Source organism: Blastococcus sp. SYSU DS0533, assembly GCF_054050775.1.
Genome location: NZ_JBJGZZ010000013.1, coordinates 49978 through 61256, shown reverse-complemented (window position 1 = coordinate 61256; position 11279 = coordinate 49978). Strand labels below are relative to the sequence as shown.

The following is an 11279-nucleotide window of genomic DNA, read 5'->3' as shown; positions in this document are numbered from 1 at the left end:
GGCGCCCGGCGTCAGACGCCTGCGGGCAGCGGCATCTCGCGGACGTCGTCGGCGACGGTGAGTGGCGCGCCGGTCGCGGCGACCACCTCGTCGGCGGTCACGCCGGGGGCGGTCTCGCGCAGCACCAGCCCGTCGCCGGTGACCTCGATGACGGCGAGGTCGGTGATGATCTGGTCGACGCAGGCCTTGCCGGTCAGCGGCAGGGTGCACTCCTGCACGATCTTCGGGGACCCGTCGCGGGCGACGTGCTCCATCATGATGATCACCCGCCGGGCGCCGTGGACCAGGTCCATCGCCCCGCCCATGCCGTTGACCATCTTCCCGGGGATGAGCCAGTTGGCCAGGTCGCCGCGGGCGTTGACCTGCATGGCGCCCAGGACGGCGACGTCGAGGTGCTGGCCGCGGATCATCCCGAAGGAGAGCGCCGAGTCGAAGAAGCTCGCACCGGGCAGCAGGGTGACGGTCTCCTTGCCGGCGTTGATCAGGTCGGGGTCCTCCTCGCCCGCGAAGGGGTAGGGGCCGACGCCCAGGACGCCGTTCTCCGAGTGGAGGACGACGTGCACCCCCTCGGGCACGTAGTTGGGCACCAGGGTGGGCATGCCGATGCCGAGGTTGACGTACTGGCCGTCCTGGAGCTCCAGCGCCACCCGGGCGGCGAGCTGCTCACGGGTCAGGCTCATGCGGGGGTGGCCTCCTCGCCGGCGGCGGCCGGGGTCTGGGAGTGGTCGGTGCGCGGGCGGGTGGTCCGCTTCTCGATCGGCTTGCGGTCGCCGCCGACGACGACGACGCGGTCGACGAACACCCCGGGGAGGTGGACGTCCTCGGGGGTGATCTCGCCGGACTCGACGAGCTGCTCCACCTCGGCGACCGTGATCCGCCCGGCCATCCCGGCCAGCGGGTTGAAGTTGCGCGCCGACTCGTGGAACACCAGGTTGCCGTGCCGGTCACCCACCGCGGCGTGCACCAGCGCGAAGTCGGCGGTCAGCGCCGTCTCCAGCACGTACTGCCGGCCGTCGAACTCGCGCACCTCCTTGGGGCGGCTGACCTCGACGACATTCCCGTCGGCGTCGTAGCGGATCGGGATGCCACCCTCGGCGACCAGCGTGCCGACACCGGTCGGGGTGTAGAACGCGGGGATGCCGCTGCCGCCCGCGCGCAGCCGCTCGGCCAGCGTGCCCTGAGGGGTCAGCTCGACCTCCAGCTCCCCGGACAGGTACAGCCGGGCGAGCTCCTTGTTGCCGCCGACGAAGGAGCTGATCGTCTTGCGGATCCGCCCCGCGTAGAGCAGGACGCCGAGGGCCTGGTCGTCGACCCCGCAGTTGTTCGAGATGGTGGTCAGCCGGTCGGCGCCCTGGGCGAGCAGCGCGTCGATCAGCGCGTACGGCACCCCGCAGAGCCCGAAGCCCCCGACCGCCAGGGTCGCGCCCTGGCCGATGTCGGCGACCGCCTCCTCGGCGGAACGGACGACCTTGTCCACGTCAGCCCTCCCGCTCTGCGGGACCGGTTCCCCGGCCGTGGTCCGAACGCGCCCGATCCACCACGCTGCTCCCATCGTCGCCGCTGCGGGCCCCAGTATCGCGGCCGGCGGGCGCACGGCGCGCGCGGCCTCCCCACTGGGTGGGAACCACCGGCCGCGGGAGGGCTCAGCGCAGCAGCGTGGTCAGCCGGACGCGGACGCCACCGTCTCCGGGGTGGTGCGCCCCACCGGAGATGTCGACGTGGTCGCAGAGCTGCCGGGCCAGCCACAGGCCCATGCCGCCGCGGGACAGGTCGTCCCCGTGCGCCGGGCCGTACCCGGCGAACGGGTCGTCCCAGCCGGGGCCGCCGTCGGTGATGGTGCAGACGATTCGGTCCGGTGCGGTCCAGAGACGCAGGCAGACCGGCGGCACGCCGTGGCGGACGGCGTTGGAGGTCATCTCGTCGACGGCGAGGAGGAAGTCCTCGACGACGTCGGCGGGGGCGGTCAGCCCGGCGAGCTCTGCGGCGACCGCGTGCCGGAGGCCGACGAAGTCGGCGACCGCGTCGGCCGCGAAGCGCGGGGGCGTGGCCTCCAGCGGTTCGTCGGGCAGCGGCAGGGAGCGCAGGTAGGCGGCCGGCCGTGCGAAGCCGGCGTTGGGGGTGCGGCCCTGCGGGGTCACCAGGTGCGGGTGGGTGCGGCAGGCGGAGGTGAGCACCGGCTCCGGCAGGCGCTGGGTGTCGAACGCGCAGACGCCCCAGAGGTCCCAGCCGCGCAGCGCCTGGTTGATGACCGACTCGTAGCGCTCCCACTCCAGCCAGTGGCGCTCGGTGGGCCCGTGGTCGACCTCCCCGAGGACGCGGACCCGGGGAGCGCCGGCGGCGCGCTGCTCCTCGGCGAGCTTGCGGAACGCGGTGATCGCCGCGGGGGTGCGCGGCCGGTAGGCGTCGTGGCGGTCGACAAGGACGAGCCGGGGGTCGTCCCCGAGGGCCTCGCGCAGCGCGGTCGCGGTGGGCGCCGACGCGGCGACGACCGCGGCCTCGCCCGCGTCCAGACCCGCCCGGAGGAAGGGCGCCGCGGTGGCGACCAGGTGGTCGAGGGAGTCGTGGAGCAGCGCGTCGTGGGGGAACCCGCCGCGCTCGGGGTGGCCCTCCCCGCCTGCTGCCGTCCAGCTCACCTGTGCCCCTGAATCGTCACGCCGTCGTCCGGAATCCGTGTCCCACGGTAGGCCAGCGGGTCGCGGCGGTCGGCCTGCACCCCGGCGCGCGCCCCTCCGTCGTCGTCGTGCGCGCGTGGCCCGCGAGGTCGCCGGTGGTGCCGGTGCCCGGCGCGGCCGCGTCGAAGGTAGCCGCCGTCGGCGCGGGCTGCCACCCTGCGCCGCGGGCGTCCCCCGTTTCGACCGGGCGCCGAGGGGCAGGTCACGGACGGAACCCGGAGGGAGAACACCATGGCCATCGCCACGATCAACCCGGCCACCGGCGAGACGCTCAAGACCTACGAGCCGCTCACCGACGAGGCCCTCGAGGAGAGGATCGCCCGCGCGGCGCAGGCGTCCGCGCGCTACCGGCTGACCACGCCGGAGCAGCGGGCCGGGTGGCTGACGGCGGCGGCGGACGTCCTGGACACCGACACCGACGCCGTCGCCGAGCTGATGACGACCGAGATGGGCAAGACCCTCGCCTCGGCCAAGGCGGAGGTCGGCAAGTGCGCCAAGGCCCTGCGCTGGTACGCCGAGCACGGCCCGGCGCTGCTGGAGCCCGAGCCGAAGGACGCCGCCGCGGTGGGTGCCGAGCAGGCCTACGTGGTGCACCAGCCGCTGGGCGTCGTCCTGGCGATCATGCCGTGGAACTTCCCGCTGTGGCAGGCGATGCGGTTCGCCGCCCCGGCGCTCATGGCCGGCAACGTCGGCCTGCTCAAGCACGCCAGCAACGTGCCGCAGACGGCGCTGTACCTGGAGGAGCTGTTCCGCAAGGCGGGTTTCCCCGAGGACGTCTTCCAGACGCTGCTCATCGGTTCGGCCACCATCGAGAAGGTGCTGCGGGACGACCGGGTCGCGGCCGCGACCCTGACCGGCAGCGCGCCCGCCGGCCAGTCGGTGGCCTCCATCGCCGGCGACGCGCTCAAGCCGACCGTCCTGGAGCTGGGCGGCAGCGACCCGTTCATCGTCATGCCCTCGGCGCACCTGGACCGGGCGGCCGAGGTGGCGGTCACCGCCCGCAACCAGAACAACGGGCAGAGCTGCATCGCCGCGAAGCGGTTCTTCGTGCACCGCGACGTCGCCGAGGAGTTCACCCGCCTGTTCGCCGAGAAGATCGGCGCGCTGACCGTGGGCGACCCGATGGACGAGGCCACCCAGGTCGGGCCGCTGGCCACCGAGTCCGGCCGGGACGACGTCGAGAGGTACGTCGACGACGCCGTCGCCAAGGGCGCCCAGGTCCTCGTGGGCGGCAAGCGGGTGGACCGGCCGGGGTGGTTCTACGAGCCGACCCTCCTGACCGGCATCACCCCGGAGATGGACCTCTACCTCGAGGAGGTCTTCGGCCCCGTCGCGGCGCTGTGGACGGTGGACTCGCTGGAGGAGGCCATCGAGATCGCCAACAGCCACCCCTACGGTCTGGGTTCGAACCTCTGGAGCGAGGACGCCGACGAGCGGGCGCTGTTCATCCGCGACATCGCCTCGGGCATGGCCTTCGTCAACGGCATGACCACGAGCTACCCGGAGCTGCCGTTCGGCGGGGTCAAGCAGAGCGGCTACGGCCGCGAGCTGACCGAGCTCGGCATGCGGGAGTTCATGAACGCCAAGACCGTCTGGATCGGCGGGCCGGGCAGCGAGCAGGCCGAGCGAAGCACCGCAGGCTCCGCCGCGGAGTAGCGAGGTGCTGGACCGGCCACCCACCGGGGGCCCGCGCGCCGGGCGCGCGGGCCCTCCCGTCAGCGCGGCACGGGGGGACCTGCGGGTGACGTCGTCGCCCGGGGACACCCGGTTCCGGGTGCCTCTGCCGCTCACCGATCCTCCCGCCTGACCCTCCGGGCTCCGCGCTGGGACAGTGGAGGCGTGTTCGACGTCGACTGGATGAGCCTGCTGACCCGTGAGGTGCTGCGCGAGCGCGGGGCGGCGCTGATCGCCGAGAGCTGCGCGTGGGCCGTCGGACTCTCCGACCGCCCGCACTACCGGCGCCGCTCCGGCCGGATCGCGCCCAGCGGGCTCACGGTGGGGGAGCGGGCGGCCACCGGTCAGCGGCTGGGGAGCGAGGAGGACGGGCGCGTCGACCTCGGCGACGCCGCGCCGGGCAGCTTCCAGGACGCCCTGGACATGATCGGCCCCGACGGCCGGCTGGTCGCCGAGCGGTTCGACGACGAGGTGCTGGTGCCGTTCGTCGGCGAGACCTGCCGGCTGGCGGGGGAGCGCGCCCGGGAGACCCGCGGGGCCGCCTGGGTCGAGCTCGCCGACGACCTGGGCGAGGACCCCGGCGACGTGGAGGGCGTGGTGCGGGCCGGTGACTGGGCCGCCCCGCTGCGCATCGACGCCGAGCACCTGGTGCTGGCCGCGCTGCGCGACGTCCCGCTGATCGAGGTGGAGGCCGAGGGGCTGCCGCTCTCGCTGGTACGTGCCGCCGAGGCGGCCACCCGGTCCGCCGTCGTCGCCGAGCCTGAGCCGGTGCCCGACGAGACGCTTGCCGGCGCCCTCTTCCTCGCCCGCGCCGCCCTGGAGGAGGCCGGCTGCACGGTGCCGGTGCCGCCGGAGGAGGCCGACCTGCTGCTGGCCGCGCTGGGCGACACCGGGCTGGAGCCCGAGGAGGTGCCGTCGGTGCTGCCGCACCTGCCCGTGGAGGAGGCCACGATCACCCGGATCGCGGCGGCGCTGGGACGCTGACCGGCGGGGCGGGTCCGGTCGTCGCCCGGCGGGCGTGCCATCGCCGGACCCGGGGTACCGACGGCGGCATGGCGAAGAACAACGACCAGGACGCGCAGCGCGCAGCCGTGCGCGAGGCGAAGAAGCAGGGTGTCGCACCGAGCGCCGCCGGCGCCACCACCGGGGCCTCGAAGCAGATCGAGCACCGCACCCACGGCGACGACCGGCACGAGCACTCCAGCGCCCAGGGCAAGAGCAAGACCTGAGCCGCCGGCGGGTCAGATCTCCTCGACCGGGAAGGTCCGGGTCGGGGAGACGAACTCGTCCTGCGCGGCGACGAGCAGGATCTCGCGGGACCCGGCGTCCTCCGTGCGCTGCAGCAGGCCGAAGACCGACGCCGCGGCGCGCCCCAGGGCCTCGGCGGCCGAACGGGTCTCCAGCCAGTGGGCGAGGAACAGCGCGGCGATCGCGTCACCGGCCCCGTTGACCGACACGCCCAGCCGCGGGGTGCGCACCCGCCAGTGCCGGCCGCCTTCGGAGGCGAGCAGGTCGACGGCGTCCTCGGGGGTGTCCTCGGCGACCAGGGAGGTGGTGAGGACCACCCGCGGGCCCAGCGCCTGCACCGCGGCGACGGCGTCCTTCACCGAGGCCGGCGAGCGGGTGGTGGTGCCCGAGAGCAGGTCGAGCTCGTAGTGGTTCGGCGTCACCAGGTCGGCGGCCGGGACGGCGACCTCGCGCATGAACTCCTCGATGCCGGGGCGCACGAACACGCCGCGGCCGACGTCGCCGATGACCGGGTCGCAGCAGTAGACGGCGTCCGGGTTGGCCGCGCGCACCCGCGCCACCGTGCCGACGACGGCGTGCCCGATGTCGGCCGAGCCGAGGTAGCCCGACAGCACCGCGTCGCAGGCGCCCAGGACGCCGCGGTCGGCCACGCCCTGCACGATCTCCTCGATCGACTGGCCGTCGTAGACGCGGCCGGTCCACTCGCCGTAGCCGGTGTGGTTGGAGAACTGGACGGTGTGCACGGGCCACACCTCGATGCCGAGGCGCTGCAGCGGGAAGACGGCGGAGCTGTTCCCGACGTGGCCGTAGGTGACGTGCGACTGGACGGAGAGGACGGCGGTCACGACAGGCACCCTGGCACACGCCTTCCCCGCGGCGACGAGCTGACCGGGTCGGCGGCGGTCCTCCCTCACCGGGGAGCGTCCTCCCTCACCGCCCACCGCGGGGAGGACGCACCATGACCAGGGGGCCTGATCGTGACCGCGGTCAGGCGGTGGCGTCACCCGTCCGCCCGGGCGGCCGGAGCTCCACGTGCGGTCGGGACTGCCACAGCGCCCACTCGGCGCTGACGTCACCGGCGGTGCGCAGCAGCCGCGGGAGGTGCTCACCGACCAACCGCTCGGTGGACGTCTCCGCGGCGTGCACGGTCACGTTCATGGCGGCGCGGACGACGCCGTCGCGGTCCCGGACGGGTGCCGCCACCGAGCGCACCCCCGGGGCGAGCTCCTCGTCCGCCAGCGCCCACCCGCGGGCGCGCACCTCGGTGAGCTCGTCCCGCAGCTGCTCCGGGGAGCGGCCGATCATCGGCGGCAGCCCGGCGCGGCTGGGCTGGGCGAGGACCGCGGCCAGCTCGTCCGGCGGCAGGGCGGCCAGCAGGACCTTGCCCTGCGAGGTCCGGGCCGCCGGGAAGCGGGTGCCGATGTCGACCCGCAGCGCGATGAGCTTGGGCACCGCGACCCGGGCGACGTACACGATGTCGGACCCGTCGAGCTGGGCCATCGACGAGGACTCACCGGTGCACGAGACCAGCGCCTCCAGATGCGGGCGGGCGATGTCCCAGAGCCCCAGGGCGCCGACGTAGGCCATGCCGAGGGTGAGCACCTTCGGGGTGAGGGCGAACGCGCCGGCCGACGACCGCACGAAGCCGAGCTCTTCGAGGGTGAGCAGCAGCCGGCGGGCCGTGGGGCGCGCCAGCCCCGCCGCCGCCGCCACCTCCGACAGCGTCATCGCCGGGTGGTCGCGGTCGAAGCAGGCCAGGACGTCCAGGCCCCGTGCCAGCGCCTCGACGAAGTCGGGCCCGCTGCCGCGCCCTGCCATGTCCGTCGTCCTCTCCTCGGTGCCGCGGTGGAGCGGTGGTCCCGCGCACCCCGCTGCTGGAAGTGTGCGGGACCACCGGGCGGGTCGGCCTACTGGTGACGGGTCGACTGCTCGTCGGCAGCCCGCTCGGTGGCCAGGTGCTCCTCGAACACCTGCTCCCGGGCGGCGTGGGTGCCGTGCGACTTGTAGTCGGTGTACTGGTACGGGTTGTCCAGCACCTCGGTGTCGGGGAGGTCGGGGTACATGCCGCCGGCCCACGCGTCCTCGCCCATCGCACCGCGCAGGTGCTCCACGGTGGCGTCCACCTCCCGGCGGACGGCGGCCAGGTCCACGTCGACCAGGCGGTGGGCGTGCTTCACGACCCGGCCGTCGACCAGCACCGTGTGCACGTCGCCGCGCTGCGCCTGGAAGGCGACGTGGCCGAAAGGGTTGAGCAGCGGGAAGGAGACCGGCGAGGCGTCGTTCTTGATGAGGACGACGTCGGCCTTCCTGCCCGGCTGCAGGGTGCCCAGGTCGTCGCGGCCGAGCGCCAGCGCCCCGCCGCGGGTGGCCCACTGGACGACGTCCTGCGCGCGCAGCTGCAGGTGGGTGACCGTCTCCCCCTTGAGGTGGGCCTCGAAGTGCTCGCGGGAGCGGTCGGCGCCCAGCGTGGTGCGCATGGCCGAGAACAGGTCGCCGCTCCACCAGACGCTGGTGTCCATCGACAGCGAGACCGGGATGCCGTGCGAGCGCACCTGCCAGGTGGGCGGGTAGCCCTGCCCGGCGCTCTGCTCGGACTCCGTCGACACCGAGATCGACCCGCCGGTGGCGGCGATGCGGTGGTAGGAGTCGGGGGTGAGGGTGGCCGCGTGCACGTAGACCGTCTCGGGTGTCATGAAGCCGTGCTCGTGCATCAGCCGGATGCCGTCGTCGTTGGTGGCACCCCAGACGCCGGCGTGCGTGGTGACCGGCAGTCCCAGGTCGCGGGCCACCTCGAACGCGGCCTTCTCGGGGAAGGCGGGGTCGCCGGTGACGTCGAACGCCAGCTGCAGGCCCAGCTTGCCGTCGGCGGCGTCGCGGTGCCGCTCGAGGAAGGCGCGGACGTCGGCGTCGGCGGTCCACTCCCACGGCGCGGCCTGGATGTTGCCGTAGGCCAGGACGAAGCGTCCCGGTACCGAGCGCAGCGCCTCGACGGCGGCCTCGGCGTGGTCCACCGATTGCAGCCCGTGGGACCAGTCGACGGTGGTGGTGACGCCGGCCTCGAGCGCCTCGAGGGCCGAGAGCCGGTTGCCCGCCGCGACGTCCTCGGGGCGGAACTTCTTCCCGTGCTCGAGGTAGTACCAGACGAAGTACTGCGTCAGCGTCCAGTCGGCGCCGTAGCCGCGCATCGCCGTCTGCCACATGTGCCGGTGGGTGTCGATCATCCCGGGCATCACGATGCCGCCCCGGGCGTCGATCTCCTGCGTCCCCTCGGGCACCTCCAGCGCCGGTCCCACGGCGGCGATGCGGTCGTCCACGACCAGCACGTCCGCCTCGGGCAGGACGGTGCAGGCCTCGTCCATGGTCAGCACGGTCCCGCCGCGCAGTACCACCGGACGGCCGGCCGCCGGTGCGGGCTCGGAGTGGGTCATCGTCTCCTCCTGGACATCGTCGTCACGTTGCCGGACCAGTGTCCGTGCAGCGGACACCTGGTGCGATCTGGGTCACGATGACGGGTGCGACCTGCGCTGTCAACGGGGGCGGTGACGGACGGCGGGGGCGTCCCACTCGCGGTTGACAGGTCCATCCGGGCGTCGGAGACTGCGTGGGCCGACCGTGCGGACGATCGTCCGTCACAGCCGACGACGAGGAGGGTGCATCCGGATGAGCGCTGACGCCGAGGACTCCGGGGGGCCGGTGACCGGCCCTCTCTCCGGCCTGCTGGTGGCGGACTTCTCCCGCATCCTGGCCGGGCCCTACTCCACCATGCTGCTCGCCGACCTCGGCGCGGAGGTGGTCAAGGTGGAGGGCCCGCACGGCGACGACACCCGCACCTGGCAGCCGCCCGTGCGCGACGGCGTCTCGACCTACTACATGGGCGCCAACCGCAACAAGCGCTCGGTCGCCCTCGACCTCAAGGACCCGTCCGACCAGGCGGTCGCGCAGGAGCTGGCCCGGCGGGCCGACGTCTTCGTGGAGAACTTCAAGCCCGGCGGGCTCGCCCGGTTCGGGCTGGACTACGACGCCGTTTCGCGCACCAACCCCGGCGTCGTCTACGCCTCCATCAGCGGGTTCGGCAGCGCACCCGAGGGCGCGTCGCTGCCGGGCTACGACCTCATCGTGCAGGCCATCTCCGGGTTCATGAGCCTCACCGGCGACCCCGACGGCTCGCCCTACCGGGGTGGGGTCGCGCTCTTCGACGTCATGGCCGGCCTGCACGCCACCATCGGGGTGCTGTCGGCGCTGAACCACCGGCACGCCACCGGGCGGGGCCAGCACATCGAGGTCAACCTGCTCTCCTCGGCGCTGTCGGGGCTGGTCAACCAGACCAGCGCCTACGTCGCCGGCGGCGTCGTGCCCTTCCGCATGGGCAACAGCCACCCGAGCCTCTTCCCGTACGAGCCGCTGCCCTGCGCCGACGGCGACCTGATCGTCACCGCGGGGAACAACGGCCAGTTCCGCAAGCTCGTGGAGGTGCTCGGCGTGCCCGAGCTCGCCGACGACCCGCGCTTCAGCCGCAACGAGGACCGCACCGCCAACCGGGACGAGCTGCGCCCGCTGCTGGTCGAGCGGCTGCGCACCCGCAGCAAGCAGGAGTGGTTCCGCGACATCATCGGCGCCGGGGTGCCGTGCGGGCCGATCAACACGATCGACCAGGGCGTCGCCTTCGCCCAGGAGGTCGGCCTGGACCCCGTCGTCGAGGTGGGCGAGGGTGCGGCCGCGGTGCCGACCGTCCGGCACCCGATCACCTTCTCCGAGACGCCGCCGGTCTACCGGCTGCCGCCGCCGGGGCTCGACGAGCACGGCGCGGAGGTCCGCCGCTGGCTGAGTGCACCCGAGGAGGGCACCCGGTGACCGCCGAGCACCCGCAGTACGCGACGGCGCTCGGCGCCTCCAGCCTGGAGTCGATCACCCTCCTGGGCACGGACCTCGCCCGCGACGTCATGGGCACCGTGGGCTTCGGGGAGCTCGCCTTCTGGCTGGCCACCCAGCGGCGGCCCACGCCGGGGGAGACCCGCGTGTTCGAGGCGGTGCTGGCCGCGCTCGCCGACCACGGGTTCACCCCCACCGCGATCGTCACCCGGCTCACCTACCTCTCGGCGCCGGACTCGATCCAGGGCGCCCTGGCTGCGGGTCTGCTCGGCGGCGGGTCCCGCTTCCTCGGCGTCACCGAGGACTGCGGCCGCTTCCTGCACGACGTGCTCGCGCGGGTGGAGGGCGGCCTCCCCACCGACGACGCCGGCTGGGACGCGCTCGCCCTGGAGACCGTGACGGCGCAGCGGGCGGCCGGCCGGTTCGTCCCGGGGCTCGGCCACCACGTGCACAAGCAGGGCGACCCGCGCACCCCGCGGCTGTTCGAGATCGCCGCCGAGGAGAACCTGGTCGGCCCGCACCTGCAGCTGTTCGCCGCCATCGGCCGCACCCACGAGCAGGTGCTGGGCAAGCGGCTCCCGCTCAACGGCGCCGGCGTCTGCGGGGCGGCCCTGGCCGACCTCGGGCTGCCGATGGAGCTGCTGCGCGGCTTCGCCCTGCTGGCCCGCACCGCCGGGCTGATCGGCCAGCTCGCCGAGGAGCTGCGGCACCCGGTGGCCAACGACGTCTTCCTCTCGGTCGACCTGCACAACCGGCCGGTCCCGCCGGACCCCTTCGTCCCCGCGCCGCTGCCGCCCGCCGGGCCGCAGGGCTGAG

General features: G+C 74.2%; 11 protein-coding genes. 5 read left to right on the top strand and 6 right to left on the bottom strand.

The window, feature by feature from the left end:
* Positions 1-11: 11 nt before the first annotated feature.
* The 3 genes from ACI79W_RS15350 to ACI79W_RS15340 form a co-directional block, all read right to left on the bottom strand.
* Positions 12-680: a CoA transferase subunit B gene (locus tag ACI79W_RS15350; RefSeq protein ID WP_456562953.1), complete on the bottom strand. Its 669-nt coding sequence runs from the start codon at positions 678-680 to the stop codon at positions 12-14.
* Complete coding sequence (locus ACI79W_RS15345) at positions 677-1477, bottom strand: CoA transferase subunit A (RefSeq protein ID WP_456562952.1); 801 nt, start codon at positions 1475-1477, stop codon at positions 677-679. The genes ACI79W_RS15350 and ACI79W_RS15345 overlap by 4 nt, the downstream gene beginning before the upstream one ends.
* A 166-nt stretch (positions 1478-1643) precedes the next feature.
* Positions 1644-2633, bottom strand: coding sequence for an anti-sigma factor RsbA family regulatory protein (locus ACI79W_RS15340; protein ID WP_456562951.1), 990 nt, complete (start codon positions 2631-2633; stop codon positions 1644-1646).
* A 270-nt stretch (positions 2634-2903) separates the two neighbouring features.
* Between ACI79W_RS15340 and ACI79W_RS15335 the strand changes: the two genes are divergently transcribed.
* The 3 genes from ACI79W_RS15335 (at position 2904) to ACI79W_RS15325 (ending at position 5575) form a co-directional block, all read left to right on the top strand.
* Positions 2904-4328 (top strand): NADP-dependent succinic semialdehyde dehydrogenase, encoded by a 1425-nt coding sequence (locus ACI79W_RS15335; protein WP_456562950.1) that lies wholly within the window; start codon positions 2904-2906, stop codon positions 4326-4328.
* 183 nt (positions 4329-4511) lie between these two features.
* Positions 4512-5330, top strand: a complete 819-nt coding sequence (locus tag ACI79W_RS15330) for a hypothetical protein (protein ID WP_456562949.1) — start codon at positions 4512-4514, stop codon at positions 5328-5330.
* Between the two features lie 68 nt (positions 5331-5398).
* Positions 5399-5575 carry a hypothetical protein gene (locus ACI79W_RS15325; protein ID WP_456562948.1) on the top strand — a complete coding sequence of 59 codons (177 nt, stop codon included), beginning with the start codon at positions 5399-5401 and terminating at the stop codon, positions 5573-5575.
* A 12-nt stretch (positions 5576-5587) separates the two neighbouring features.
* Here the strand turns inward: ACI79W_RS15325 and pdxY are convergent, their stop codons facing one another.
* From pdxY to ACI79W_RS15310, 3 genes are all read right to left on the bottom strand, one after another.
* Positions 5588-6439 carry a pyridoxal kinase PdxY gene (gene pdxY, locus ACI79W_RS15320; protein ID WP_456562947.1) on the bottom strand — a complete coding sequence of 284 codons (852 nt, stop codon included), beginning with the start codon at positions 6437-6439 and terminating at the stop codon, positions 5588-5590.
* Between the two features lie 142 nt (positions 6440-6581).
* Positions 6582-7412, bottom strand: coding sequence for an IclR family transcriptional regulator domain-containing protein (locus tag ACI79W_RS15315; RefSeq protein WP_456562946.1), 831 nt, complete (start codon positions 7410-7412; stop codon positions 6582-6584).
* Positions 7413-7501: 89 nt separating this feature from the next.
* Complete coding sequence (locus tag ACI79W_RS15310; RefSeq protein WP_456562945.1) at positions 7502-9022, bottom strand: amidohydrolase family protein; 1521 nt, start codon at positions 9020-9022, stop codon at positions 7502-7504.
* 232 nt (positions 9023-9254) lie between these two features.
* On the opposite strand from ACI79W_RS15310, the gene ACI79W_RS15305 reads away from it, so the two are divergent.
* On the top strand, positions 9255-10445 hold the full coding sequence (locus tag ACI79W_RS15305; protein WP_456562944.1) for a CaiB/BaiF CoA transferase family protein: 1191 nt from the start codon (positions 9255-9257) through the stop codon (positions 10443-10445).
* Complete coding sequence (locus ACI79W_RS15300; protein ID WP_456562943.1) at positions 10442-11278, top strand: citryl-CoA lyase; 837 nt, start codon at positions 10442-10444, stop codon at positions 11276-11278. Before ACI79W_RS15305 ends, ACI79W_RS15300 begins: the two co-directional genes overlap by 4 nt.
* Position 11279: the final 1 nt, after the last annotated feature.

Excerpts from the sequence above, each read along its gene's own strand:
- ACI79W_RS15350 (WP_456562953.1), bottom strand. The coding sequence starts at position 680 with ATGAGCCTGACCCGTGAGCAGCTCGCCGCCCGGGTGGCGCTGGAGCTC.
- ACI79W_RS15335 (WP_456562950.1), top strand. The coding sequence starts at position 2,904 with ATGGCCATCGCCACGATCAACCCGGCCACCGGCGAGACGCTCAAGACC.
- ACI79W_RS15325 (WP_456562948.1), top strand. The coding sequence starts at position 5,399 with ATGGCGAAGAACAACGACCAGGACGCGCAGCGCGCAGCCGTGCGCGAG.
- ACI79W_RS15315 (WP_456562946.1), bottom strand. The coding sequence starts at position 7,412 with ATGGCAGGGCGCGGCAGCGGGCCCGACTTCGTCGAGGCGCTGGCACGG.
- ACI79W_RS15310 (WP_456562945.1), bottom strand. The coding sequence starts at position 9,022 with ATGACCCACTCCGAGCCCGCACCGGCGGCCGGCCGTCCGGTGGTACTG.
- ACI79W_RS15305 (WP_456562944.1), top strand. The coding sequence starts at position 9,255 with ATGAGCGCTGACGCCGAGGACTCCGGGGGGCCGGTGACCGGCCCTCTC.